Genomic DNA, 24,857 nt, shown 5'->3' with positions numbered 1-24,857 from the left:
GCTGGTGCGAGTAGTCGCCGGCCTGCTCGATGGCGAGTGCCGGCAGGTTGTCGCTGGCGAGCGCCAGGTCATCAATGAGATGCCTTGGGCGTTTGCGTCAGTCTGAAAGAGGCGTCACAGAGGCTAAAGCCTCCGAACCCGGGAGTCTGGCCCGGAGTCTGGAGATTTTTTGAGAAAGTGGCGGAGCCGGCCGATAAGCCGGGTTCTGTCGTGGACAGTCATTCTTCTAGGCGCCGCGTCACCGCGGCGCTCGAGCAACCTACCCGGACCCGACGCGGGCAGCGCCATGAGGTCCCTATTTGGTCTTGCTCCAGGTGGGGTTTGCCGTACCGGTCCGTTACCGGACTCGCGGTGCGCTCTTACCGCACCATTTCACCCTTACCGGTCTGCTTGCGCAGACTTAGGCGGTATCTTTCTGTTGCACTGATCCGTCGGCTCGCGCCGCCCAGGCGTTACCTGGCACCTTGCCCTATGGAGCCCGGACTTTCCTCGGCACCCCACTGCACCGAAATGCACCGGGATGACGCGACTGTCTGGCCGACTCCGCCGTGGGCATTGTCGCATGTGCGGCGCCACTGCGCCGCGCGGAATCGGATGTCCGGAACAGCGAATGGCCGCAACGCAACTCTTACCGGGTCCCGAGTCCCGAGTCCCCGGTCCCGAGCCCCTGCAGCCGCGTCTCCCCCAGGAACACCCCATCGGCGCCGAAGCGGCGCTCGTGGATCCAGCCGTATCCGTCGCCGTCCACCGCAACGATGGTGCTGGCGCGGGTGCCGTAGTCGTGGCCGCGGATGAAGGCCGGCGACAGGCGCCGCTCCAGTTCCAGGCCCACGCCGGTGTCGGGCAACTGCGCGTCGGCGGCGATGGTCTCGTCGGCCAGCGCGCGCCATAGCGGGGACAGGTCCTCGTCGCCGGCGGCGATCCACCCCGCCAGGACCTCGCACAGGCGCACCGTCTTCGGCCATGGCGCGTCCAGCGCGCCATTGGACATGCCGTGGATGCCGGGCGCCAGGCGCTGCCGGGCAGGCGGGTGGTTGCCCAGGTAGTGCGCGCCTTCGGCGTCGGCCAGCAGCAGGTTGAACGGCGGGTAGGTGTCGGCGCGAAGCGCCAGTGCGTCGGCGAAGGCGGCCGCCGGCGCGGCGCCGGCCAGGTAGTCGGCGACCAGGGCGCCGCGCGAGGCGCCGGACATCGACGCCAGCGGGTCGCGCACGTTGGTGACCACGGTGCAGCGGCCGGCGTCGTCCAGGCCCACCCAACTGCCGCCGGAACGCAGGTCGCGCCCGGCCAGCACGCGCTGCGCCGGCGCCGCCCAGCGCTGCAGCGGCGCGGTCGGGCGGGCGTGGAATTCGTCGCGGTTGCCGACCAGCAGCAGGCGCCAGCGCGGGTGCGATTCGAGGGCGAGGGCGACCAGGCACATAGGCCGCCGATTGTGCGGTTTTGCGCAGCGGCAGGCGAGCCGGTCGGTCGTGGCCGCGGCAGCTGGCCGCTGTCTTAACGCCTTGTGCACAGGGCTGAATTTCCGCTCAATCTCAAAATATGAGACGAAACAGCAACTTGTGGATAAGCTTTGAACAAGTCTCTAAAGAATGGCGCAAGCCATTGATGTGGCTAGCGATTTATCGCTCGCAAAGTTGTTGACAACCTTTCGCGCGCTGCTAAGGTGGGCACTCGAGGGAAAACCGGGTTTTTTGTGGTTTTTCGTGGTTCAATGACCGTCCAGGCGGATTTGAAAGGTGTAGGCGTCGTGTTTCAGGGCGAGACCGCAATCACAGTGGACGACAAGGGGCGTATGGCGGTTCCCACCGCGTACCGCGACCTCGTCGTGCGTGCGAGCGGCAATCGGCTGGTGCTGACCTACAACCCGTTCGAGGCCGGATGCCTGTGGCTGTACGCGGAAAAGGAATGGGAGCGGGTCCGTGACGACGTCATGGCCAAGCCCAACACCCAGCGCGTGGTGCGGGTCCTGCAGCAGAAGCTGGTCGGTTCCTCGGCCGCGCTGGAGCTGGACGCCAACAGCCGCATCACCATCCCGCCGAGCCACCGCGCCGCGGTGGGCATCGAAAAGCGCGCCGTGCTGTTGGGCATGGGCGACAAGTTCGAACTATGGAGCGAGCAGGCTCATCGCGCACTGATCCAGCAGACATTGTCTGACGAGGATCTGGGCGATGGATTGCTCGATCTGAAGTTGTGAGCCGGGGTGTCCGGATGCGCGGACAGGCGCAGGCCGGTCACCTTCCGGTGTCGCAACCGCCGGCGGCGCATGTGCCGGTGTTGTTCGCGCAGGTCATGGACGGGCTGCAGGTGATCGAAGACGGAATCTATCTGGATGGCACGTTCGGGCGTGGCGGACACGCGCGCGGGGTGCTGCACAAACTCGGCCCAGGAGGCCGGCTGCTGTTGATGGACAAGGATCCCGAGGCGATCGCCGAAGCCGAACATGCGTTCGGTGGCGACGCGCGCGTGCGCATCCGCCGCGGCAGCTTCGCCGAACTGGCGCAGTGGGACGCCGCCGCCGATCTGGACGGCGTGCTGTTCGACCTGGGCGTGTCCTCGCCGCAGCTGGACGTGGCCGAGCGCGGCTTCTCGTTCGGCAAGGACGGCCCGCTGGACATGCGCATGGATCCGGACGCCGGCGAGAGCGCCGCGCAGTGGCTGGCTCACGCCAGCGAGCGCGACATCGCCGACGTGCTGTGGACCTATGGCGACGAACGCCAGAGCCGGCGCATCGCCCGCGCGATCGTGGCGCGCCGCGCCGAGCAGCCGTTGACCCGCACCGCGCAGCTGGCCGACCTGATCGCCAGCGTGATGCCGCGCGGCGACAGCAAGACCCATCCGGCCACGCGCAGCTTCCAGGCGATCCGCATCCACATCAACCGCGAACTGGCCGACCTCGAAGCCGGGCTGGACGCGGCGCTGGCCAAGCTCAAGCCGGGCGGGCGCCTGGCGGTGATCAGCTTCCACTCGCTGGAAGACCGCATCGTCAAGCAGTTCATGAACCGCCACGCCAAGGCCCCGCCGAGCAACCGCCGCCTGCCCGAGGCGCAGCCGTTCGTGCCGACGCTGCAACTGCACGGCGGCGCGATCAAGGCCGACGGCGCCGAGCTGGCGCTCAATCCGCGCGCGCGCAGCGCGGTGCTTCGGGTGGCCGAGAAGCTGGGATTGGGGATTGGGGATTCGGGATTGGGCGAGCGCTCTTCTCCAATCCCCAATTCCGAATCCCCAATCCCGGCGTCTCCGCCAGGAGACGCCCAATGAGCCGGCTCCTGCTCATCGTCCTGCTCGCCTGCACCATCGCCTCGGCGATCGGGGTGGTGTACATGCGCCATCGCCATCGCCAGCTGTTCGTCGAGCTGTCGCGGCTGGAGCACAACCGCGACGAGCTGAACATCGAGTTCGGCCGGCTGCAGCTGGAGCAGGCGACCTGGGCCGAAAGCAACCGCGTCGACCAGGTCGCGCGCGAGCGGCTGGGCATGAAGTTTCCGGAAACCGGCGACATCGTGGTGGTGCGGCCATGAGCAAGACCGGCCGCAACCGCCCGCGCAGCAACTTCAATCTCCGTGGCCGGCTGGTGCTGGTCGGTGCGGCGCTGAGCCTGTGCTCGGTCACCCTGATCGGTCGCGCCGCCTACGTGCAGATCATCAACAGCGACTTCTACCAGCGCCAGGGCGAGGCGCGCTACCTGCGCGAGCTGCCGATCGCGACCTCGCGCGGCATGATCACCGACCGCAACGGCGAGCCGCTGGCGGTGTCCACGCCGGTGGAGTCGATCTGGGTCAATCCGCAGGAGCTGCTGCGCAATCCCGACCGCATCCCGCAGCTGGCGCAGGCGCTGGAACTGCCCAGCGACGAGCTGACCGCCAAGCTGTCGCAGAAGTCGGACAAGGAGTTCATGTACCTCAAGCGCCGGATCAATCCGGACAAGGCGCATGCGGTGGTCGCGCTGGGCATCCCGGGCGTGTTCTCGCAGCGCGAGTTCCGCCGCTTCTACCCGCAGGGCGAAGCGATGGCGCACGTGCTCGGCTTCACCAACATCGACGACCGCGGCCAGGAAGGGCTGGAGCTGGCGTTCGACGAATGGCTGCGCGGCAAGCCCGGCTCCAAGCGCGTGATCCGCGACCGCAAGGGCGCGATCGTGGAAAGCATCGACCTGGTCAAACCGGCCGAGCCGGGCAAGGACCTGACCCTCAGCATCGATCGCCGCATCCAGTTCCTGGCCTACAAGGAACTGCGCAACGCGCTGGTGGAAAACAACGCCGCCGGCGGTTCGATCGTGGTGATGGACGTGGCCACCGGCGAGATCATGGCCATGGTCAACCTGCCGACCTACAACCCGAACTCGGTCACCGGGGTCAATTCCGATGCGCGCCGCAACCGCGCGGTCACCGACCTGGTCGAGCCGGGTTCGACGATGAAGCCGTTGACCATCTCCACCGCGCTCAAGGCCGGGGTGGTGACCAAGGACACGCTGATCGACACCAACCCGGGCTACATGGCGATCGGCCGCTTCACCATCAAGGACGTGCCGCGCAACAACGGCGTGCTGACCGTGACCGGCGTGATCACCCGCAGCTCCAACATCGGCGCGGCCAAGATCGCGGCCAAGCTGCCGGACCAGACCTTCTACGACCAGATCCACAGCTACGGCTACGGCAGCGCCCCGCACAGCGGCTTCCCCGGCGAATCGGCCGGCGTGCTGCCCTCGCCGGCACGCTGGAGCGGGTCGTCCAAGACCACCATGTCCTACGGCTACGGCCTGTCGGTGACGCCGCTGCAGATCGCACGCGCGTACTGCGCGCTGGGCAACGGCGGCAAGCTGGTCACGCCGACCTTCGTCAAGGGCCAGCACGAGGACACCAAGGAAGTGCTGAGCCCGGCGATCGCCAAGGAAGTGGTGTCGATGATGGAAACCGTGGTGACCCAGGGCGGCGCCAAGGGCGCGGCGATCCTCGGCTACCACGTCGCCGGCAAGACCGGCACCGCGCGCCTGAACGGTCCCGGCGGCTATATCCGCGGCCACTACAACGCGCTGTTCGCCGGCCTGGTGCCGGCGACCAATCCGCGCTTCGCCACGGTCATCGTGATCAACGATCCGCAGGGCGCCAAGTACTACGGCGGCCTGGTTTCGGCGCCGGTGTTCCACAACGTGATGGAAGGCGCGCTGCGGCTGATGGACGTGCCGCCGGACGACATCCAGGCGTGGCTGGCGGCGCAGGCCGCCGGCAAGAGTGGCCATGCGCCGCCGCCGGCGCCGGTGGAGCCGGATCCGGCCGTGGTGCCCGATGCCGCCGCCGAAGTGGAAGCGGCGCTGCCCATCGCCCGTGCCGTCACGCCGCCGCCGGCCGCGCAGCCGGTGCCGTTGCAGGAGACCCGCCAGTGAGCCGCGCGCTGCCGCTGTCGCAGCTGCTGCCGGACGTGGCGCTGGCGCGCGACGTGCAGGTGTCCGGGCTGGTCATGGACAGCCGCGCGGTGCGCGCCGGCGATGCGTTCGTGGCGATCGCCGGGTTCGGCGCGCACGGGCTGGGCTTCGTCGCGCAGGCGCAGGCCAAGGGCGCCGCGGCGATCCTGTTCGAACCGCCGGCCCCGGCCGAATTGCCGGCGCCGGCCGACGCGATCGCGGTGCCGGGTCTGCGCGCGCGCATGGGCACGATGGCCGACCAGTTCCACGGCCATCCGTCGCAGACGATGACCATGGTCGGGGTCACCGGCACCAACGGCAAGACTTCCACCGTGCAGTTGCTGGCGCAGGCCTGGCAGTGCCTGGGCACGCGCAGCGGCAGCATCGGCACGCTCGGCGTCGGCCTGTACGGCGACGTGGTGCCGACCGGTTTCACCACGCCGCTGGTGCTGCAGACGCACGCCCTGCTGGCGCAGCTGCGCGACGCCGGCGCGCAGGCGGTGGCGATGGAAGTGAGTTCGCACGCGCTGGACCAGGGCCGCGTCGATGCGGTGCACTTCGACGTGGCGGTGTTCACCAATCTCACCCGCGACCATCTGGACTACCACGGCGACATGGCCGGCTATGGCGCAGCCAAGGCGCGCCTGTTCGCCACGCCGGGGCTGAAGGCGGCGGTGGTCAATCTCGACGACGCGTTCGGCCGCGAGCTGCTGGCGACGCTGGACCCGGCGCTGCGCCGCATCGGCGTCAGCTCGCGCGGCCAGGCCGACGCCACGCTGCGCGCCGAGGCGCTGCGCCTGGACGCGCGCGGCATCGGTTTCGACCTGCTGATCGGCGACGCGCGGCATCCGCTGCAGTCGCCGCTGCTCGGCCGCTTCAACGTGGACAACCTGCTGGCGGTGGCCGGCGCGCTGCACGCGCTGGACGTGGCGCCGGCGCGCATCGCCGCGACGCTGTCGCAGCTGCAGCCGATCCGCGGGCGCATGAACCGCCTCGGCGGCAGCGACGCGCAGCCTTTGCTGGTGATCGACTACGCGCACACCCCGGACGCGCTGGAGCAGGCGCTGGACAGCCTGCGTGGCCACGCCCACGGCCGCCTGCTGTGCGTGTTCGGTTGCGGCGGCGAGCGCGACACCGGCAAGCGCCCGCAGATGGCGGCGATCGCGCAGCGCCTGGCCGATGCGGTGATCGTCACCGACGACAATCCGCGTGGCGAGGATGGCGATCGCATCGTCGCCGACATCCTGGCCGGGTTCACCGACCTGCAGGCGGTGCGCGTGCAGCGCGACCGCGCGCAGGCCATCGCCCTGGCCGTGGCCGAAGCCGGCCCCGACGACATCGTGCTGATCGCCGGCAAGGGCCACGAGCCGTACCAGGAGATCGCCGGCATCCAGCATCCGTTCGACGACACCGAGATCGCAGCGCAGGCGCTGCAGGCACGCGCCGCAATGCCAGTGGAGCACGCCCGATGAAGCGTCTGCCGCTGTCGATGATCGCGCACTGGGCCGGCGCCGAGCTGCACGGCGACGACGTGGCGATCGACGCGATCGCCCACGACACCCGCACGCTGGCGCCGGGCAGCCTGTACGTGGCGCTGCGCGGCGAGCGTTTCGACGGCCACGACTTCGTCGCCGATGCCGCCGCGCGCGGCGCCAGCGCATTGCTGGTGGAACTGTTGCAGCCGCACAGCGAACTGCCGCAGATCCTGGTCGCCGACACCCAGTTGGCGCTGGCGCGGATCGCCGCCGGCATGCAGCGCGGCCGCGCCACGCGGGTGGCCGCGATCACCGGCAGCAACGGCAAGACCAGCGTCAAGGCGCTGCTGCTGGCGATCCTGCAGCATGCCTGCCGGGTCCAGGGCGGCAGCGTCTACGCCAATCCCGGTAACCGCAACAACGAGATCGGCCTGCCGCTGGCGGTGATCGAAGCGCCGGACGCGGCCGACTACGCGATCTACGAGATGGGCGCGGGCAAGCCGGGCGACATCGCCTACCTGACCGACATCGTGGCCCCGCACGCGGCGCTGGTGAACAACATCGCCCCGGCGCATCTGGAGCGGATGGGCAGCCTGCTCGGCGTCGCCGCGACCAAGGGCGCGATCTATGCCGCGCTGACCGCCGACGGCACCGCGGTGATCAATGCCGACGACGCGTTCGGGCTGTGGTTCGAACAGCGCCTGCCGGCACCGCTGGCCCCGCGCGTGCTGCGCTTCGGCCTGCAGGCCAGCGCCGAGGTCACCGCCACGCAGCTGCGCATGCGCCCGGACCGCTCGCAGTTCGTGCTGGTCACCCCGCAGGGCGAGATCGAAACGACGCTGCCATTGCCGGGCCGGCACAACCTGATGAACGCACTGGCCGCCGCCTCGCTGGCGCTGGCGCTGGACATCGCGCCGGCGCTGATCGCCGCGGGCCTGGCGCAGGTGCAGCCGGTGCCGGGCCGGCAGATCGCGCATACGCTGCCCGGCGGCGCGGTGCTGATCGACGACAGCTACAACGCCAACCCCGGTTCGCTGGCCGCGGCGATCGACGCGCTGGCCGCCGCCGGCGGCGAGCGCTGGCTGGTGCTGGGCGACATGCGCGAACTCGGCGACGGTGCCGAAGCACTGCACGCCAGCGGCGGCCGTCGCGCCCGCGACGCCGGCCTGACCCGGCTGTACGCGCTGGGCCCGCTCAGCGCCGTCGCCGCGCAGGCCTTCGGCGAGAACGGACGCGTGTTCGACAGCCATGCGGCGCTGATCGCCGCGCTGCGCGCGGATCTGCGTGCGGCCGGGAGTAGGGATGGCCAGCCTGCGGCTGTCGAACAGCGAGCGGGATTGGGGATTCGTGAAGAGCAAGATCAAGAGCAGGAAACAGAGCTGATGGATGAGAACACCGGCGCGGTGGCAGACGACGTTTTGCCCCCCCGACTCCCGATTCCCGATTCCCGATTCCCGGCTCCTCCCACCCTCCTGATCAAAGGTTCGCGCGGCAGCGCCATGGACAAGATCGTGAGCGCGCTGCTGGCGCAGGGAGAGGAGGCGCCGCATGCTGCTTGAACTGTCCCGCTGGCTGCAGCAGCTGGAGAGCCTGTTCGGGCTGTTCGGCTACCTCACCTTCCGCGGCATCCTCGCGGCGCTGACCTCGCTGTTCCTGTCGCTGTGGCTGGGCCCGGCGGTGATCCGCAAGCTGGCGCAGTTCAAGGGCGGCCAGCCGATCCGCCAGGACGGCCCACAGAGCCATTTCTCCAAGGCCGGCACGCCAACCATGGGCGGCTCGATGATCCTGCTGACCGTGCTGCTGTCGGTGCTGCTGTGGGGCGACCTGCGCAACCGCTACGTGTGGCTGGTGCTGGCGGTGATGCTGGCGTTCGGCGTGATCGGTTGGTACGACGACTGGATCAAGATCGTGCGCCGCGACCCGAACGGGCTGAAGTCGCGCTGGAAGTACCTGCTGCAGTCGATCTTCGGCCTGGCCGCGGGCCTGTTCCTGTACTACAGCGCCGACGTGCCGGCCGCGATCACTTTCTACATCCCGATGTTCAAGTCGATCGCGCTGCCGCTGGCCGGGATCAGCTTCGTCGCCATCGCCTACTTCTGGATCGTCGGCTTCTCCAACGCGGTCAACCTGACCGACGGCCTGGACGGGCTGGCGATCATGCCGACCGTGCTGGTGGCCTGTGCGCTGGGCGTGTTCGCCTACGCCTCGGGCAACGCGGTGTTCTCCGCCTATCTGAAGATTCCCTCGATCCCCGGCGCCGGCGAGCTGATCATCATCTGCGCGGCGATCGCCGGCGCGGGCCTGGGCTTCCTGTGGTTCAACACCTACCCGGCGATGGTGTTCATGGGCGACATCGGCGCGCTGGCGCTGGGCGCGGTGCTCGGCACCATCGCGGTGATCGTGCGCCAGGAACTGGTGCTGGTGATCATGGGCGGCGTGTTCGTGGTCGAGACGCTGTCGGTGATGATCCAGGTCGCCTCGTTCAAGCTCACCGGCAAGCGCGTGTTCCGCATGGCGCCGATCCACCACCACTTCGAACTGAAGGGCTGGCCCGAGCCGCGGGTGATCGTGCGCTTCTGGATCATCTCGGTGGTGCTGGTGCTGGTCGGCCTGGCCACGTTGAAGGTGCGCTGATGAACGACGCCGCGCGCCAGGCAACCCGACTCGAGGCCATCGGCGGCCGCTACGACCCGTGGCTGCTCGGCGCCGTGGTGGCGCTGGCGTCGCTGGGCGTGGTGATGGTCGGCTCCAGCTCGATCGAGCTGACCGTCAGCCCGTTCTACTACTTGACCCGGCACCTGCTGTTCCTGGCCGGCGGCATCGGCCTGGCGATCTGGGCGATGCGCACCGAGCTGAAGAACATCGAGCAGTACAACCAGCTGCTGCTGCTGGCCTGTTTCGGCCTGCTGCTGGTGGTGTTCGTGCCGGGGCTGGGCAGCACCGTCAACGGCGCGCGGCGCTGGATCAACCTGGGCATCTCCCGCTTCCAGACCGTGGAAGCGGTGAAGGTGCTGTACATCGTGTGGCTGTCCAGCTACCTGGTGCGCTTCCGCGACGAGGTCAACGCCACCTGGCCGGCGATGCTCAAGCCGCTGGGCGTGGCGGTGGCGCTGGTCGGCCTGCTGCTGCTGCAGCCGGACTTCGGTTCCTCCACGCTGCTGCTGGCGATCACCGCCGGCATGCTGGTGCTGGGCGGGGTCAACCTACCGCGCATGTCGATGCCGATCGTGATCGGGCTGCCGGTGTTCGCCTTCATCGCGATCCTGGAACCGTATCGCCTGCGCCGCATCACCTCGTTCCTGGACCCGTGGGCCGACCAGCTCGGCTCCGGCTACCAGCTGTCCAATGCGCTGATGGCGGTGGGCCGCGGCGAACTGTTCGGGGTCGGCCTGGGCGGTTCGGTGCAGAAGCTCAACTACCTGCCCGAGGCGCATACCGATTTCATCTTCTCGGTGATCGCCGAGGAGCTGGGCTTCACCGGCGTGTGCCTGATCATCGCGCTGTACGCGCTGCTGGTCGGGCGCGCGTTCTGGCTGGGCATGCGCTGCGTGGAAATGAAGCGCCACTTCTCCGGCTACATCGCCTTCGGCATCGGCCTGTGGATCAGCCTGCAGAGCTTCGTCTCGGTCGGCGTCAACCTGGGCATCCTGCCGACCAAGGGCCTGACCCTGCCGCTGATCTCCGCCGGCGGTTCCAGCGTGCTGATGACCTGCGTGGCGATGGGCCTGCTGCTGCGCGTGTCCTACGAACTCGATCGCGCCGAACGCCAGGTGGCGAAGGTGCGCAGCGATGCCGCGCCGCCGGTCAGGCAGACCGTGGACAGCGCCGAGGACCTGCAGGCCGCACGCGAGGCCAGCGCCAGCGCGGTGGCCGCGGCGATCCAGGCCGGCACCCCGGCGCGCGGCACCAGCCGCATGCAGCCGCGGGTCGAGCCGACCTTCGGGAGGCTGGGATGAGTGTGTCCGTGCCGATGACCGGCACCGCCATGACCGACGCTGCGTCGCGTCCGGTGATGATCCTCGCTGGCGGCACCGGCGGGCACATCTTCCCGGCGCTGGCGGTGGCCAAGGTGCTGCGCGCGCGCGGCGTGCCGGTGGTGTGGCTGGGCGCGGCCGGGCGCATGGAAACGCAACTGGTGCCGCAGCACGGCATCGAGATCGACACCATCGAAATCGGCGGCCTGCGCGGCAAGGGCGCGCTGGCGCTGTTCGGCGCGCCGCTGCGGGTGATGCGTGCGATCAGCGCCGCCGGCTTCGTGTTGCGCCGGCGCATGCCGCGCGCAGTGGTCAGCTTCGGCGGCTTCGCCGCCGGCCCCGGCGGCATCGCTGCGCGCCTGCTGAAACTGCCGCTGCTGGTGCACGAACAGAACCGCGCGCCGGGCCTGACCAACAAGGTGCTGTCGCGCGTCGCGCGGCGCGTGCTGACCGGGTTCCCGGGCAGCTTCGCCGCGCGCGAGGAAGCGGTGGGCAATCCGGTGCGCGCCGAGATCGCCGCGCTGGCGCCGCCGGCGCAGCGCTTCGCCGCGCGCGACGGCGCGGTGCGCCTGCTGGTGCTCGGCGGCAGCCAGGGCGCGCGCGCGCTGAACCAGGCGCTGCCGCGCGCGCTGGCCGCGCTCGGTGCGCAGGTCGAAGTGCGCCACCAGTGCGGCGAAAAACTGCGCGACGAAGCCGCCCAGGCCTATGCCGAGGCCGGCGTCGCCGCCAGCGTCGAAGCCTTCATCGGCGACATGGCCGCCGCCTATGCCTGGGCCGACCTGATCGTGTGCCGCGCCGGCGCCTCGACCCTGGCCGAACTGTGCGCGGTCGGCATCGGCAGCGTGCTGGTGCCGTTCGCCGCCGCCGTCGACGACCACCAGACCCGCAATGCCGAATACCTGGTCGAACGCGGCGCCGCGGTGCTGCTGAAGCAGGACGACGCCCTGGCGACCAACCTGCAGGGCGTGCTGCGCGACCTGCTCGGCAACCCCGCACGCCGCCTGTCGATGGCCGACGCCGCCCGCAGCCTGGCCAAGCCGGATGCGGCCGAGCGGATCGCGGACATCATTCTGGAAGAGGCTGGGAATCGGGATTCGGGATTGGGGATTCGTAAAGAGCAGGAGCACAAGCAGGACACTATGCAGACATCCGTACATGGCGATGCGCCGCGGCAACAGGCCACCGGCGACGCCACCAATCCCCAATCCCGAATTCCGAATCCCGGCACCTCCGCAGGAGGTGCCCTGTGATCCGCCGTCTCCACGACACCGGCGACCTGGTCCGCGCGTTTCCGCGTGTGCACTTCGTCGGCATCGGCGGCACCGGCATGAGCGGCATCGCCGAGGTCATGCTGACCCTGGGCTACGAGGTGTCCGGCTCGGACAACGCCGACAACGCGGCGACGCGGCGCCTGGTCACGCTCGGCGCGCGGGTGATGCGCGGGCATTCGGCGGCCAACGTGCTCGGCACCGACTGCGTGGTGGTGTCCAGTGCGATCCGCGACGACAACCCGGAGCTGATGGAGGCGCGCAGCCAGCGCATCCCGATCATGCCGCGCGCGGCGATGCTGGCCGAGCTGATGCGCTTCCGCCGCGGCATCGCGGTGGCCGGCACGCACGGCAAGACCACCACCACCAGCCTGGCCGCGGCGGTGCTCAGCGAAGGCGGGCTGGACCCGACCTTCGTGATCGGCGGGCAGCTGCTCGCCGCTGGCGCCAACGCCAAGCTCGGCGGCGGCCAGTGGCTGGTGGCCGAGGCCGACGAGAGCGACGGCAGCTTCCTGCGCCTGAATCCGCTGATCTCGGTGATCACCAACATCGACGCCGATCACCTGGAGAACTACGGCAACGATTTCGCCCGCGTCCAGGCCGCGTTCGCCGAATTCCTGCAGCGGCTGCCGTTCTATGGCCTGGCCGTGCTGTGCATCGACGATCCGGAAGTGGCCGCGCTGGCCGCCAAGACCCCGCGCCACGTGATGAGCTACGGGCTCAGCGAGAACGCCGACGTGCGCGCCGAGGACGTGGTCCAGGACGGTCCGCGCATGCGCTTCACCCTGCGCCTGCCGGAAGGCAGCAGCACCCCGGTGACGCTGGCCCTGCCGGGCCGGCACAACGTGCTCAATGCGCTCGCCGCCGCCGCGATCGGCTGGCAGCTGGGCGTGGCGCCTGAGGCGATCGCCAGCGCGCTGCAGAGCTTCGCCGGCATCGGCCGCCGCTTCAACGACCTGGGCGAAGTGACCACCGCCGCCGGCGCACGCGTGCGCCTGGTCGACGACTACGGCCACCATCCGCGCGAACTGGCGGCGGTGTTCGCCGCCGCGCGCGGCGGCTGGCCGGACAAGCGCCTGGTGGTCGCGTTCCAGCCGCACCGCTACAGCCGCACCCGCGACCAGTTCGACGCGTTCGCCGCGGTGCTGTCGGAAGTGGACGCACTGGTGCTCAGCGAGGTCTATCCGGCCGGCGAAGTGCCGATTCCCGGCGCCGACGCGCGTTCGCTGGCGCGCGCGATCCGTGCGCGCGGGCGCAGCGAGCCGGTGGTGGTCGGGCAGGTCGCCGAACTGAGCGAAGTGCTGCCGGACGTGCTGCAGGACGGCGATCTGCTGCTGATGATGGGCGCCGGCGACATCGGCTACGTCGCCCAGCACATCGCGCAGGACGGGTTCGTCGTCGGAGCCAAGTCATGAGCGCGCAGAACTTCCCGCCGCCGCGCCACACCGACCCGGCCGTGTTCGGCCGCGTCGCGGTGCTGCTCGGCGGTACTTCCAGCGAACGCGAGGTGTCGCTGGATTCGGGCCGCAACGTGCTCGAGGCGCTGCGCGCGCGCGGCGTCGATGCGGTGGCGGTGGACGGCATCCCGGCATTGGCGCAGGCGCTGGTCGACAAGCGCTTCGATCGCGTGTTCAACGTGCTGCACGGCCACAACGGCGGCGGCGAAGACGGCATCGTGCAGGGTCTGATGGACGCGTTCGGCGTGCCCTACACCGGCTCGCCGGTGCTCGGCTCGGCGCTGAGCATGGACAAGGTGCGGACCAAGCAGGTGTGGCTGTCGCTGGGTCTGCCGACGCCGCGCTACGTGCGCCTGGCGGCGACCGCGCAGGCGGACGCGATCCGCGCCGCGGCCGCGCAGTTGGGGCTGCCGGTGATCGTCAAGCCGGCCAACGAAGGCTCCAGCGTCGGCGTGACCCGCGTGTTCGAGCCAGCGCAGCTGGACGAGGCGGTGGCGCTGGCCGCGCGCTACGACGGCGAACTGCTGATGGAGCAGATGATCGTCGGCGACGAACTGACCGTGGCCATCCTCGGCGACACCGCGCTGCCTTCGATCCGCATCGTGCCCAAGGGCCAGTGGTACGACTACCACGCCAAGTACGTGGCCGAGGACACCCAGTACCTGTGCCCGGGCCTGGACGGCGAGGACGAGCTTGCCCTGGGCGAACTGGCGCTGGCCGCATTCCGCGCCGCCGGCTGCCGCGGCTGGGGCCGCGTGGACGTGATGCGCGACGGTGCCAGCGGCGATTTCGCCCTGCTGGAAGCCAACACCGCGCCGGGCATGACTAGCCACTCGCTGGTGCCCAAGGCCGCATGCCAGGCCGGCATCGGCTTCGAAGAGCTGGTGTGGCGCGTGCTGGAGCAGACGCTGTGAAGCCGGGATTCGGGATTCGGGATTGGGGATTCGCACAGCGGCAGCGTCGCGCTGCCGGTGCGCTCGCGTGCGTGTCTTGCGCGAATCCCGAATTCCGAATCCCGAATCCCGCGGCACGGAGTGCCGCATGACCGCCCTCCTGCGCATCCTCGCCTGGCTGCTGGCGCTGGCGCTGGTCGCGTTGCCGGTGGTGGCGGTGCTCAACGGCTGGGTCGGTGCCGAGCGCTGGCCGCTGAGCCGGCTGCAGGTCAGCGGCGATTTCAAGCGCGTGCCGGCCGAGCAGTTGCGCCAGGTGGTGCTGCCGTATGCGCGCCGCGGGTTCTTCGCGGTCCGCCTGCAGGACGCGCAGGACGCGATCGAACGGTTGCCGTGGGTGGAAAGTGCGCGGGTGCGCAAGCGCTGGCCGGACGTGCTGGAAGTGCGCGTCACCGAACACCGTCCGTTCGCGCGCTGGGGCAGCGACCGCATGCTGTCCGAGCAGGGCCGCATCTTCGCGCTGCCGAGTGAACTGCGCGGCATGGCGTTGCCGCAACTGGCCGGCCCGGACGCCAAGGCGCAGGACGTGGTCGCGCTGTACAACGAATCGCGCGCGCTGTTCGCGCCGGCCGGGCTGCAGGTCGACGGCGTGGCGATGGACGCGCGCGGCAGCTGGTCGCTGCAGCTGGGCAACGGCGTGCAGGTCGTGGTCGGCCGCGACGACGCCCGCGCCCGCCTGGCGCGCTTCGCCCGCGTGCTGCCGCAACTGGCCACGCCGGAACAGGCGCCGATCGCGCGCGCCGACCTGCGCTACACCAATGGATTCACGGTGGAGCGGGGAATCGAGAATCGGGAACCGGGAATGGAGAAAAAGCCCACGGCTCCGACCCAACCCGCGCGCCATGCGGCATTGGCCGACCCTCCATCCCCGCGCATGAGCCCGCTCTTCCCCATTCCCCATTCCCCATTCTCTATTCCCGGCTCCAAGACATGAACCGCAAAGGCGACAAATCCCTCATCGTTGGACTGGACATCGGCACCTCCAAGGTCGTCGCGCTGGTCGGCGAGTACTCGCCCGGCAATCCGATCGAGGTGATCGGCATCGGTTCGCACGAATCGCGCGGGCTCAAGCGCGGCGTGGTGGTGGACATCGAATCCACCGTGCAGTCGATCCAGCGCGCGGTCGAGGAAGCGGAGCTGATGGCCGGCTGCGAGATCCGCTCGGTGTACGCGTCGATCTCCGGCAACCACGTGCAATGCAAGAACTCGCCCGGCATCGTGCCGATCCGCGACGGCGAGGTCACCTGGAACGACCTGGACCGGGTGCTGGAAGCGGCCAAGGCGGTGGCGATCCCGGCCGACCAGCGCATCCTGCACGCGATCCCGCGCGAGTATGTGCTCGACGATTCGCAGGAAGGCATCCGCAACCCGGTCGGCATGACCGGCGTGCGCCTGGAGGTGCACGCGCACCTGGTGGTGTGCGCGCAGTCGGCCGCGGCCAACATCAGCAAGTGCGTGCAGCGCTGCGGCCTGCAGGTGGACGACCTGATCCTGTCCTCGCTGGCGTCCTCGGTCGCGGTGCTGACCGCCGACGAGCGCGAGCTGGGCGTGGTGCTGGTCGACATGGGCGCCGGCACCACCGACCTGGCGGTGTTCGTGCAGGGCGCGATCTGCCACACCGCCTCGCTGCCGATCGCCGGCGACCACGTCACCAACGACATCGCGCACATGCTGCGCACGCCCACCCCGGAAGCCGAGCAGATCAAGGTGCGCTACGCCTGCGCGCTGGCGCAGCTGGCCACCGCCGAGGAAAGCATCCAGGTGCCGAGCGTCGGCGACCGCCCGCCGCGGCGCATGCCGCGCCATTCGCTGGCGCAGGCGGTGCAGGGCCGCTACGAGGAGATCTTCGAGATGGTGCAGGCCGAACTGCGCCGCTCCGGTTTCGAGGAACTGGTGCGCGCCGGCATGGTGCTGACCGGCGGCGCCTCGAAGATGGAAGGCGTGGTCGAACTGGCCGAGGAAATGGTGCAGATGCCGGTCCGCGTGGGCATCCCGCAGCACGTCACCGGCCTGGGCGAAGTGGTCGGCAACCCGGTGCACGCCACCGGCGTGGGCCTGCTGCTGATGGGCAGCCAGATCGAACACCCACGGCGCCCGTCGCTGCCCACCGGGCGCGCCGGCAGCCTGTTCAAGAAATTGAAGAACTGGTATCGCGGTGAGTTTTGAGGGCCGGGATTCGGGATTCGGGATTTGGGATTCGTAAGAGCAATAGCAAAAGCAAAAGCAAGAAAGCGGAGAGCGGAGAGCGGAGAGCGGAGAGAGGGTAGGCGACAGGTTTTTTTTGTAGTGATTCCGCCGCGGAGCGGGCAACGGTGTTGGGCGATCGCGCTTTTGCGAATCCCCACTCCCGAATCCCGAATCCCGGCTTCCAAACAACAACACTCGCCGGACGGAGAGGCGGGATGCAGGATCGGAGTGCTTCCGAATCCCCAATCCCGAATCCCGAATCCCGGCTCAAAGAGGACACGGACATGGCGCATTTCGAACTGATTGAAAAGATGGCACCCAACGCGGTAATCAAGGTGGTCGGCGTGGGCGGCGGCGGCGGCAACGCGGTCGCGCACATGGTCAGCAGCAGCGTGGACGGCGTGGAGTTCATCACCGCCAACACCGACTCGCAGGCGATCAAGAACTGCGGCGCCAAGCTGCAGTTGCAGCTTGGCACCAACGTCACCAAGGGCCTGGGCGCCGGCGCGAACCCGGAAGTCGGCCGCCAGGCCGCGCTGGAAGACCGCGAGCGCATCATGGACGCGCTGCAGGGCGCGGACATGGTGTTCATCACCGCCGGCATGGGCGGCGGCACCGGTACCGGCGCTGCCCCCGTGGTCGCGCAGCTGGCCAAGGAGATGGGCATCCTGACCGTCGCCGTGGTCACCAAGCCGTTCCCGTTCGAAGGCCGCCGGCGCATGCAGGTCGCGCTGAAGGGCATCGAGGAACTGAGCCAGCATTGCGACTCGCTGATCACCATCCCCAACGAGAAGCTGATCACCGTGCTCGGCCGCAATGCCACCATGATCCAGGCGTTCCGCGCCGCCAATGACGTGCTGCAGGGCGCCGTGCAGGGCATCGCCGACCTGATCGTGCGTCCGGGCCTGATCAACGTCGACTTCGCCGACGTGCGCACCGTGATGTCGGAAATGGGCCTGGCGATGATGGGCACCGGCTCGGCCCGCGGCGACGACCGCGCGCAGGCCGCGGCCGAAGCGGCGATCCAGAATCCGCTGCTGGACGACGTCAACCTGGCCGGCGCCAACGGCATCCTGGTCAACATCACCGCCGGTCCGGACTTCACCATGGCCGAGTTCGACGAGATCGGCCGCACCATCGAAGGCTTCGCCTCGGAAGACGCGACCGTCGTGGTCGGCACCGTGCTCGACCCGGACATGCAGGACGAAGTGCGCGTGACCGTGGTCGCCACCGGCCTGAACCGTGCCGTGTCGCGCCAGACCCAGCGTCCGGAGCAGCGCGCGCCGATCAAGCTGGTGCGCAACGCGACCACCGGCCAGCCGGAATTCGGCGACTTCGAGCATGGCGGCGACGCCGTGTCCAAGGCGGTCGGCGGCGCGATGGGCCTGGGCCTGCGGCGCCCGAGCAGCGATGCGATGGGGTCTTCGGCACCGGCACCGGCGGCGGCCGATCTGCCCAACGATTACCTGGATATTCCCGCGTTCCTGCGTCGCCAGGCCGACTGATGCCGTCCCTGGCGCGACAGGTCGGCTTGCGGATGGCCCAGCCTGGCCATCCGTGGCCAGGCGCGGGTCGGCGTGCGAAGCAGTGCTTCGCAAGCACGCCGCCCGCCCTGCGCCGCCAGGCCGACTGACGTTTCGCCAGGCCGGCCCTGCGCCGGCCGCAACACCGCCGATCGGGCATGTCCGCCCGGGCGGCGCGCCGTGTCCTTTGCTGCCGGGTCGTTTCGACCCGGCAGGTTTTTGCGACCGCGACGCCGGCCTGCGCCAGCGTTGCGCAAATAGGACGCTGTGACCGTCTTGTTAAAATTTGGCTAAACGCGTGATATTCTCAATTCCGTTCAGTTCCCGTCTGAGCGGACGTTCCCAGACTGTCTCCCATGACCCAGCAACGCACCCTCAAGAACACGATCCGCGCCACCGGCGTGGGCCTGCATAGCGGCGACAAGGTGTACATGACCCTGCGTCCTGCGCCGGCCGATCACGGCATCGTGTTCCGGCGCGTCGACCTGGAACCGGCAGTGGAAGTGCCGGCCGATGCCGAACTGGTCACCGAGACCACGCTGTGCACCGGACTCAGTCGCGGCGACGCCAAGATCCAGACGGTGGAACACCTGATGTCGGCGATGGCCGGCCTCGGCGTGGACAACGCCATCGTCGAGCTGTCCTCGGCCGAATTGCCGATCATGGACGGCTCGTCCGGCCCGTTCGTGTTCCTGCTGCAGTCGGCAGGCATCGTCGAGCAGGGCAAGCCCAAGCGCTTCATCCGCATCAAGCGTCCGGTGGAAGTGCGCGACGGCGACAAGATCGCCCGCTTCGAGCCGTACGACGGCTACAAGCTGGGCTTCACCATCCAGTTCGACCACCCGATGATCCCGGCCAAGCAGTCGCGCCAGGAAATCGAGTTCTCGACCATGGCCTACATCAAGGAAATCTCCCGCGCGCGCACCTTCGGGTTCATGCGCGACCTGGAGTACATGCGCGAGCGCAATCTGGGCCTGGGCGGGTCGATGGACAACGCCATCGTGCTCGACGAGTTCCGCGTGCTCAACGACGATGGCCTGCGCTACGCCGACGAGTTCGTGCGGCACAAGATCCTCGATGCGATCGGCGATCTGTACCTGGCCGGCGGCGCCATTCTCGGTGCCTACGAAGGCTACAAATCCGGCCATGCGCTGAACAACAAGCTGGTGCGCGCGCTGCTCGCCGAGCAGGCCGCGTGGGAGTGGGTGAGCTTCGATTCCAAGGCCGTGCCGGCACCGGTGGCCTACGGGGCCGTGGCTTACGCCTAAAGTTTTCCGCCCCGCGGCCGGGGCGGTCCGGGATCACGGAATGGGCGATCCGTCGCACCTTTGATCCCTCTTAACTTCTATTTAACGAATCGATAACGACCTCGACGCCGGCGCCCGCTAGGATGCGTCGGGTCGTGACGTGCGTGTCTACGTACGCAGACCGCGCCGGCCGGAGGCCGTCGCTGCTTCAGGCGTCATGGAATCGACGTCCTGCAAGGACGCCAGCGCGTCGCGCAATCCCTTGTGCGTCGCCGCGGAAACCGGTGCTGGCTTGCTTCTTGCCTGTTGCATTGGGGAATGCGCGGATGCAGTCGCAATCTTGACGGTCACCCTGGTGGCCTTCAGCCCGAGGGACCGGGCCGCAGCGAGGATATCGGCCTCGGCGAGCCTTACCCGGGCGTGCCAGACCGGAGAGTCAACGAGAAAAACGAGCTGTTCGCCGTTCACATTGGCCAACCGACACCGGGAGGCCAGGTTCGGCGGCAGATGGGGGCGCAACTGTCGGTCCAGCGCGTCGAGCCACAAGGCACGCCGCAACGGGTCGCCCACCTTGTCCGCCAATGCGGCGTCCAACGCCGGCATCGGCGCGGTGGTATGGCCCTCGCCGGACTTTCGCTTAGACATGAAAACTCATATGGCGTTTAAGAAGATCGTAATCAATTCGCGTGAAAAGGGGATAAAGGACCTGCCGTGGCGGCTGCGCGAGTTCGCAGACCGGCGTCCCCTGGCCGTGCTGGGCACGGTGCTGGCGGTGGGCATGGTACTCGGCATCGGCGTCAGTGCCGCGACCGGCTTCGTCGGTTCAGCGCAGCTGCGGGCCAAGGTGGAGCGGCAGGACGCGGAGCTGGCGCAGGTGCGCCGCGACGCGCAGACCCAGGTCAACGCGCTGGCCGCGCGGCTGGGCGAGCTGCAGGCGCAGGCCACGCGCCTGAACGCGCTGGGCGAACGCCTGACCCGCATGGGCAAGCTGCAGGACGGCGAATTCGACTTCGACCAGCCGGTCGGCGTCGGTGGCGGCGACGACGAGGTCAGCCAGGACATGCCGGCGCCGCAGCTGAGCAAGGAACTGGACGGGCTGCAGCAGCAGTTCGCCACCTCCGGCCAGCAGCTGTCGGTGCTCGAATCGCTGCTGTTCGACCACCAGCTCGACCAGAACGCGGTGCCGTCGCGGATGCCGATCCGCAACAGCTACATCACCTCCGGTTTCGGCGGCCGCGCCGATCCGTTCGGTCGCGGCGCCGGCAACCACAAGGGCATCGACTTCCACGCCAACGTCGGCGACCCGGTGCTGGCCGTGGCCGACGGCGTGGTCAGCTACTCGGGCGTGCGCGGCGGCTACGGCAACGTGGTCGAGGTCGATCACGGCAACGGGTATGTCACCCGCTACGCGCACAATTCGCGCTTGTCGGTGAAGGTCGGCGACCTGGTGCGGGTCGGCCAGGAAGTGGCCAAGGCCGGCTCCACCGGCCGTTCCACCGGTGCGCACGTGCATTTCGAGGTGTGGAAGGACGGCGTGGTGATGAATCCGGCCAAGTTCCTCGGCGATGGCGCCACGCCGGTGGGCCGCCGCGGCCGCGGCTGACGCAGCGCTGGGGCGGCGATGCCGGCGCTTGAATCGCCGGAGCCCGCCCCAAGCTACAATAGGCTTTGCCACGACAGGGCGCCTCGCGCCCTGTTTCGTTTGCGGCCCGCCGATTCCCTGGGGGATCGGGCCGTATGGGCGTTCCTTTCCAACCGGTTCCTTCAATGATCAACAGTCTGCTTACTCGCGTTTTCGGTAGTCGCAACGAACGCCAGCTGCGTCAGCTCCACCGTATCGTCGCCAAGGTCAATGCGCTGGAACCGGAGATGGAGCAGCTCTCCGACGCGCAGCTGCAGGCCAAGACCCCGGAACTGCGCGGGCGCATCGCCGGCGGCGAGAGCCTGGACAAGGTGCTGCCGGAAGCGTTCGCGGTGTGCCGCGAGGCCAGCCGCCGCGTGCTCGGCATGCGCCACTACGACGTGCAGCTGATCGGCGGCATGGTCCTGCACCTGGGCAAGATCGCGGAAATGCGCACCGGCGAAGGCAAGACCCTGGTGGCGACGCTGCCGGTGTACCTCAACGCGCTGGAAGACAAGGGCGTGCACGTGGTCACCGTCAACGACTACCTGGCACGCCGCGACGCCGCGCAGATGGGCAAGCTGTACAACTGGCTGGGGCTGAGCGTGGGCGTGGTCTATCCGGGCATGCCGCACAGCGACAAGCACGCCGCCTACGCCGCCGACATCACCTACGGCACCAACAACGAATTCGGCTTCGACTACCTGCGCGACAACATGGCGCTGTCCAAGGCCGACCGCTACCAGCGCGGCCTGAACTACGCCATCGTCGACGAAGTGGACTCGATCCTGATCGACGAGGCGCGCACCCCGCTGATCATCTCCGGCCCGGCCGACGATTCGCCGGAGCTGTACATCCGCGTCAACCGCATCGTGCCGCAGCTGACCAAGCAGGAGTCCGAGGAAGGCGAGGGCGACTTCTGGGTCGACGAGAAGGGCAAGCAGGTGCACCTGTCCGAGGCGGGCATGGAGCACGCCGAAGAGCTGCTGCGCGCCGCCGGCATCCTGACCAACGACGAGGACCGCCTGTACGGCGCGCAGAACCTCAGCGTGGTGCATCACCTCAACGCCGCGCTGCGCGCGCATGCGATCTACCAGCGCGATGTGGACTACATCGTGCGCGACGGCGAAGTGGTCATCGTCGACGAATTCACCGGCCGCACCCTGCCGGGCCGGCGCTGGTCCGACGGCCTGCACCAGGCGGTGGAAGCGAAGGAAGGCGTGCCGGTGCAGCGCGAGAACCAGACCCTGGCCAGCATCACCTTCCAGAACCTGTTCCGCATGTACAAGAAGCTGTCCGGCATGACCGGTACGGCCGACACCGAAGCCTACGAATTCCAGAGCATCTACAACCTGGAAGTGGTGGTGATCCCGACCAACCGCCCGACCATCCGCAAGGACTGGCCGGACCAGGTGTTCCTCAACCGCCAGGGCAAGTTCAACGCGGTGCTCGCCGACATCGAGGATTGCGCCAAGCGCGGCCAGCCGGTGCTGGTCGGCACCACCTCGATCGAGACCTCGGAGATGCTGTCCGAGCACCTGCGCAAGGCCGGGGTCAAGCACGAGGTGCTCAACGCCAAGCAGCACGAGCGCGAGGCGCAGATCGTCGCCAACGCCGGCCAGCCGGGCGCGGTGACCATCGCCACCAACATGGCCGGCCGCGGTACCGACATCGTGCTCGGCGGCTCGCTGGAAGCGGAGCTGCACGCGCTGGGCGAGGACCTGAGCGACGCCGAGCGCGCGCGCCTGAAGGCGGCCTGGCAGGAGCGCCACGACGCGGTCAAGGCCGCCGGCGGCCTGCACATCATCGGCACCGAGCGCCACGAGTCGCGGCGTATCGACAACCAGCTGCGCGGCCGTTCCGGCCGCCAGGGCGATCCGGGTTCCTCGCGCTTCTACCTGTCGCTGGAAGACAACCTGATGCGCATCTTCGCCTCCGACTGGGTGCAGAAGGCGATGCGGATGATGGGCATGAAGGAAGACGACGTCATCGAGGACCGCATGGTCAGCCGCCAGATCGAGAAGGCGCAGCGCAAGGTCGAGGCGCACAACTTCGACATCCGCAAGAACCTGCTCGACTTCGACGACGTCAACAACGACCAGCGCAAGGTGATCTACGCGCAGCGCGACGAACTGCTCGACGCCGAGTCGGTCAAGGACAACGTCGACGGCATCCGCGACGACGTGATCTACGACCTGGTGGCGCGCTTCGTGCCGCCGAATTCGATCGACGAGCAGTGGGACCTGGCCGGGCTGGAAGCGACCCTGGCCAGCGACCTGGGCCTGTCGCTGTCGCTGACCGACCTGGTCAAGCGCCACGAGGAACTGGACGCGGCCGGCATCGCCGAGAAGGTGCGCGAGGAAGTCGATCGCCACTTCCAGGAGAAGGAGACCGCGGTCGGCGGCGAGACCATGCGCGCGCTGGAGAAGCACGTGATGCTGACCGTGCTCGACCAGAGCTGGAAGGAGCATCTGGCGCGCATGGACTACCTGCGCCAGGGCATCCACCTGCGCGGCTACGCGCAGAAGCAGCCCAAGCAGGAATACAAGAAGGAAGCCTTCGAACTGTTCTCGGAGATGCTCGAGCACGCCAAGCGCGAGGTGGTGACCTTGCTGGCGCGCGTGCGCATCCGCAGCGAGGAAGAGGTGGCGGCGCTGGAAGCGCAGGAACGGCAGCAGATGGAGGCGCAGTTGCGCCAGGCGCAGTTCCAGCACCAGGACGTCGGCGGCTACAGCGCCGACGAGGAGGCCGAGCAGGTCGCGCTGGGCGCCAATTCGCCGCAGGTGGCGCAGGTCACCCGCGAGGCGCCCAAGGTCGGCCGCAACGATCCGTGCCCGTGCGGCAGCGGCAAGAAGTACAAGCATTGCCATGGGCAGTTGAGTTAAGAGCGCTGTTGCGCAATCGCGCAACAGCCCCACGCTTTGCTTCGCAAAACGCGGGCCCCAGCTCATCTTTCCCCAAATCCCCGCGCCTATCGGCGCGCCCCCTTTACTAAAGGGGGCGCGGCTCCAGACGGGGTGCGGTGATTGGTCAAACCCTTGTATCTGCAGCCCCGCCTTGTGCGGGGCGCTTTGTTTTGGGGACGGCCCGGACGGGGGGCTTGTCTGTGTGGCGTGTCGCGCGTTCTGCGGGTAGGGTGCCGGGTGTCGCCATTGCCGTTGGATGCATGCCGTGGAGCGTTCCGCCAGTCTTGAATTGAAGGTGTTCGTGCCGGCGCGGGACTTCGCGCTGTCCGTGGAGTTCTATCGCGAGGTGGGATTCGTGCCGGAGCCGCTTGGCGACGGCCTCGTCTGTTTCCGCCATGGCGAGCGCTGTGCGTTCCTGCTGCAGGATTCCTACGAGCAGGCACTGGCGCACAACCTGATGCTGCACCTGTGGGTGGAGGACGCCGATGCCTGGTGGCGGCGGCTGGGTGCCGCGGATCTGGCCGGCCGCTTTGGCGCGCGCCTTGGTGAGCCGGAGGATCGGCCGTGGGGCATGCGCGACTTCACCCTGCACGATCCGGGCGGGGTGCTGTGGCGGATCGGGCACGACTTGCCCGGGTGAGCGGGGAGCGGGCGTCCGGGCGGTGGCGGTACCGCCGGCACAGCTGTCCGTGGGTGTATCCATTCGCATGGCCGCATGCGGTCGGTTTCGTCGTTGTTGCCGCGTCGTCCAGGCCGTCGCCTCGCCGTACGTTGGCCGAATGCGTGCGGATCGCTGCCGCGATACGCGGATCGCCGACGATGTGAACCGGATTCATTGCGTTGGCACCGCCGAA

The 24,857-nt window shown here is 68.9% G+C and carries 20 protein-coding genes and 1 other RNA gene; 18 read left to right on the top strand and 3 right to left on the bottom strand.

Features of this window, described 5'->3' with window-relative positions; translation table 11 throughout:
* Positions 1 to 178 precede the first annotated feature (178 nt).
* Both rnpB and HDC36_RS13825 read right to left on the bottom strand, forming a co-directional pair.
* Positions 179 to 545, bottom strand: an RNA gene (gene rnpB, locus HDC36_RS13830) — RNase P RNA component class A.
* An 83-nt stretch (positions 546 to 628) separates the two neighbouring features.
* Complete coding sequence (locus tag HDC36_RS13825) at positions 629 to 1,417, bottom strand: NRDE family protein (protein ID WP_179568401.1); 789 nt, start codon at positions 1,415 to 1,417, stop codon at positions 629 to 631.
* A 291-nt stretch (positions 1,418 to 1,708) separates the two neighbouring features.
* Between HDC36_RS13825 and HDC36_RS13820 the strand changes: the two genes are divergently transcribed.
* The 15 genes from HDC36_RS13820 to lpxC all read left to right on the top strand — a co-directional run bounded on the left by HDC36_RS13820 (position 1,709) and on the right by lpxC (position 19,497).
* Positions 1,709 to 2,191, top strand: a complete 483-nt coding sequence (locus HDC36_RS13820; RefSeq protein WP_179568399.1) for a division/cell wall cluster transcriptional repressor MraZ — start codon at positions 1,709 to 1,711, stop codon at positions 2,189 to 2,191.
* 14 nt (positions 2,192 to 2,205) lie between these two features.
* Positions 2,206 to 3,255, top strand: coding sequence for a 16S rRNA (cytosine(1402)-N(4))-methyltransferase RsmH (gene rsmH, locus HDC36_RS13815; RefSeq protein ID WP_179569397.1), 1,050 nt, complete (start codon positions 2,206 to 2,208; stop codon positions 3,253 to 3,255).
* Positions 3,252 to 3,515, top strand: coding sequence for a cell division protein FtsL (gene ftsL, locus HDC36_RS13810; protein WP_009576670.1), 264 nt, complete (start codon positions 3,252 to 3,254; stop codon positions 3,513 to 3,515). Before rsmH ends, ftsL begins: the two co-directional genes overlap by 4 nt.
* Positions 3,512 to 5,377, top strand: coding sequence for a penicillin-binding transpeptidase domain-containing protein (locus HDC36_RS13805; protein WP_179568397.1), 1,866 nt, complete (start codon positions 3,512 to 3,514; stop codon positions 5,375 to 5,377). Before ftsL ends, HDC36_RS13805 begins: the two co-directional genes overlap by 4 nt.
* On the top strand, positions 5,374 to 6,867 hold the full coding sequence (locus HDC36_RS13800) for a UDP-N-acetylmuramoyl-L-alanyl-D-glutamate--2,6-diaminopimelate ligase (RefSeq protein WP_179568395.1): 1,494 nt from the start codon (positions 5,374 to 5,376) through the stop codon (positions 6,865 to 6,867). The genes HDC36_RS13805 and HDC36_RS13800 overlap by 4 nt, the downstream gene beginning before the upstream one ends.
* Positions 6,864 to 8,429 (top strand): UDP-N-acetylmuramoyl-tripeptide--D-alanyl-D-alanine ligase, encoded by a 1,566-nt coding sequence (gene murF / locus HDC36_RS13795; protein WP_179568393.1) that lies wholly within the window; start codon positions 6,864 to 6,866, stop codon positions 8,427 to 8,429. The genes HDC36_RS13800 and murF overlap by 4 nt, the downstream gene beginning before the upstream one ends.
* Complete coding sequence (gene mraY, locus HDC36_RS13790; RefSeq protein WP_179568390.1) at positions 8,419 to 9,504, top strand: phospho-N-acetylmuramoyl-pentapeptide-transferase; 1,086 nt, start codon at positions 8,419 to 8,421, stop codon at positions 9,502 to 9,504. Before murF ends, mraY begins: the two co-directional genes overlap by 11 nt.
* Complete coding sequence (gene ftsW / locus HDC36_RS13785; RefSeq protein WP_179568388.1) at positions 9,504 to 10,826, top strand: putative lipid II flippase FtsW; 1,323 nt, start codon at positions 9,504 to 9,506, stop codon at positions 10,824 to 10,826. The genes mraY and ftsW overlap by 1 nt, the downstream gene beginning before the upstream one ends.
* Positions 10,823 to 12,094 carry an undecaprenyldiphospho-muramoylpentapeptide beta-N-acetylglucosaminyltransferase gene (gene murG, locus HDC36_RS13780; protein WP_179568386.1) on the top strand — a complete coding sequence of 424 codons (1,272 nt, stop codon included), beginning with the start codon at positions 10,823 to 10,825 and terminating at the stop codon, positions 12,092 to 12,094. The genes ftsW and murG overlap by 4 nt, the downstream gene beginning before the upstream one ends.
* Positions 12,091 to 13,527 carry a UDP-N-acetylmuramate--L-alanine ligase gene (murC, locus tag HDC36_RS13775; protein ID WP_179568384.1) on the top strand — a complete coding sequence of 479 codons (1,437 nt, stop codon included), beginning with the start codon at positions 12,091 to 12,093 and terminating at the stop codon, positions 13,525 to 13,527. Before murG ends, murC begins: the two co-directional genes overlap by 4 nt.
* Complete coding sequence (locus tag HDC36_RS13770; protein WP_179568382.1) at positions 13,524 to 14,483, top strand: D-alanine--D-alanine ligase; 960 nt, start codon at positions 13,524 to 13,526, stop codon at positions 14,481 to 14,483. The genes murC and HDC36_RS13770 overlap by 4 nt, the downstream gene beginning before the upstream one ends.
* A gap of 127 nt (positions 14,484 to 14,610) precedes the next feature.
* Complete coding sequence (locus HDC36_RS13765) at positions 14,611 to 15,453, top strand: cell division protein FtsQ/DivIB (protein WP_179568380.1); 843 nt, start codon at positions 14,611 to 14,613, stop codon at positions 15,451 to 15,453.
* A complete protein-coding gene (gene ftsA / locus HDC36_RS13760; protein WP_003465508.1) occupies positions 15,450 to 16,685 on the top strand; it encodes a cell division protein FtsA in 1,236 nt (411 codons plus the stop codon). Before HDC36_RS13765 ends, ftsA begins: the two co-directional genes overlap by 4 nt.
* Before the next feature lie 305 nt (positions 16,686 to 16,990).
* Positions 16,991 to 18,211: a cell division protein FtsZ gene (gene ftsZ, locus HDC36_RS13755; RefSeq protein WP_179568378.1), complete on the top strand. Its 1,221-nt coding sequence runs from the start codon at positions 16,991 to 16,993 to the stop codon at positions 18,209 to 18,211.
* A 374-nt stretch (positions 18,212 to 18,585) separates the two neighbouring features.
* Positions 18,586 to 19,497, top strand: a complete 912-nt coding sequence (lpxC, locus tag HDC36_RS13750; protein ID WP_179568377.1) for a UDP-3-O-acyl-N-acetylglucosamine deacetylase — start codon at positions 18,586 to 18,588, stop codon at positions 19,495 to 19,497.
* A gap of 147 nt (positions 19,498 to 19,644) precedes the next feature.
* Here the strand turns inward: lpxC and HDC36_RS13745 are convergent, their stop codons facing one another.
* Positions 19,645 to 20,121, bottom strand: a complete 477-nt coding sequence (locus HDC36_RS13745) for a DUF721 domain-containing protein (RefSeq protein ID WP_179568375.1) — start codon at positions 20,119 to 20,121, stop codon at positions 19,645 to 19,647.
* Between the two features lie 10 nt (positions 20,122 to 20,131).
* Between HDC36_RS13745 and HDC36_RS13740 the strand changes: the two genes are divergently transcribed.
* The 3 genes from HDC36_RS13740 (at position 20,132) to HDC36_RS13730 (ending at position 24,643) form a co-directional block, all read left to right on the top strand.
* Positions 20,132 to 21,079 carry a M23 family metallopeptidase gene (locus tag HDC36_RS13740; RefSeq protein WP_179568373.1) on the top strand — a complete coding sequence of 316 codons (948 nt, stop codon included), beginning with the start codon at positions 20,132 to 20,134 and terminating at the stop codon, positions 21,077 to 21,079.
* 164 nt (positions 21,080 to 21,243) lie between these two features.
* On the top strand, positions 21,244 to 23,982 hold the full coding sequence (secA, locus tag HDC36_RS13735; RefSeq protein ID WP_179568371.1) for a preprotein translocase subunit SecA: 2,739 nt from the start codon (positions 21,244 to 21,246) through the stop codon (positions 23,980 to 23,982).
* Between the two features lie 286 nt (positions 23,983 to 24,268).
* Complete coding sequence (locus tag HDC36_RS13730) at positions 24,269 to 24,643, top strand: VOC family protein (RefSeq protein ID WP_179568369.1); 375 nt, start codon at positions 24,269 to 24,271, stop codon at positions 24,641 to 24,643.
* The last annotated feature ends 214 nt before the right edge of the window (positions 24,644 to 24,857 follow it).

This window comes from Xanthomonas sp. JAI131, assembly GCF_013410075.1.
Taxonomy (GTDB): domain Bacteria; phylum Pseudomonadota; class Gammaproteobacteria; order Xanthomonadales; family Xanthomonadaceae; genus Xanthomonas_A; species Xanthomonas_A bonasiae.
Note: the sequence above shows the minus strand (reverse complement) of the source record. Positions and strands in the feature narration are given on the sequence as shown.

Excerpts from the sequence above, each read along its gene's own strand:
- HDC36_RS13740 (WP_179568373.1), top strand. The coding sequence starts at position 20,132 with ATGGCGTTTAAGAAGATCGTAATCAATTCGCGTGAAAAGGGGATAAAG.
- rsmH (WP_179569397.1), top strand. The coding sequence starts at position 2,206 with ATGCGCGGACAGGCGCAGGCCGGTCACCTTCCGGTGTCGCAACCGCCG.
- lpxC (WP_179568377.1), top strand. The coding sequence starts at position 18,586 with ATGACCCAGCAACGCACCCTCAAGAACACGATCCGCGCCACCGGCGTG.
- murG (WP_179568386.1), top strand. The coding sequence starts at position 10,823 with ATGAGTGTGTCCGTGCCGATGACCGGCACCGCCATGACCGACGCTGCG.
- ftsW (WP_179568388.1), top strand. The coding sequence starts at position 9,504 with ATGAACGACGCCGCGCGCCAGGCAACCCGACTCGAGGCCATCGGCGGC.
- secA (WP_179568371.1), top strand. The coding sequence starts at position 21,244 with ATGATCAACAGTCTGCTTACTCGCGTTTTCGGTAGTCGCAACGAACGC.
- HDC36_RS13825 (WP_179568401.1), bottom strand. The coding sequence starts at position 1,417 with ATGTGCCTGGTCGCCCTCGCCCTCGAATCGCACCCGCGCTGGCGCCTG.
- HDC36_RS13745 (WP_179568375.1), bottom strand. The coding sequence starts at position 20,121 with ATGTCTAAGCGAAAGTCCGGCGAGGGCCATACCACCGCGCCGATGCCG.
- mraY (WP_179568390.1), top strand. The coding sequence starts at position 8,419 with ATGCTGCTTGAACTGTCCCGCTGGCTGCAGCAGCTGGAGAGCCTGTTC.
- murF (WP_179568393.1), top strand. The coding sequence starts at position 6,864 with ATGAAGCGTCTGCCGCTGTCGATGATCGCGCACTGGGCCGGCGCCGAG.
- HDC36_RS13805 (WP_179568397.1), top strand. The coding sequence starts at position 3,512 with ATGAGCAAGACCGGCCGCAACCGCCCGCGCAGCAACTTCAATCTCCGT.
- HDC36_RS13770 (WP_179568382.1), top strand. The coding sequence starts at position 13,524 with ATGAGCGCGCAGAACTTCCCGCCGCCGCGCCACACCGACCCGGCCGTG.
- ftsL (WP_009576670.1), top strand. The coding sequence starts at position 3,252 with ATGAGCCGGCTCCTGCTCATCGTCCTGCTCGCCTGCACCATCGCCTCG.
- HDC36_RS13765 (WP_179568380.1), top strand. The coding sequence starts at position 14,611 with ATGACCGCCCTCCTGCGCATCCTCGCCTGGCTGCTGGCGCTGGCGCTG.
- HDC36_RS13820 (WP_179568399.1), top strand. The coding sequence starts at position 1,709 with ATGACCGTCCAGGCGGATTTGAAAGGTGTAGGCGTCGTGTTTCAGGGC.
- ftsZ (WP_179568378.1), top strand. The coding sequence starts at position 16,991 with ATGGCGCATTTCGAACTGATTGAAAAGATGGCACCCAACGCGGTAATC.
- ftsA (WP_003465508.1), top strand. The coding sequence starts at position 15,450 with ATGAACCGCAAAGGCGACAAATCCCTCATCGTTGGACTGGACATCGGC.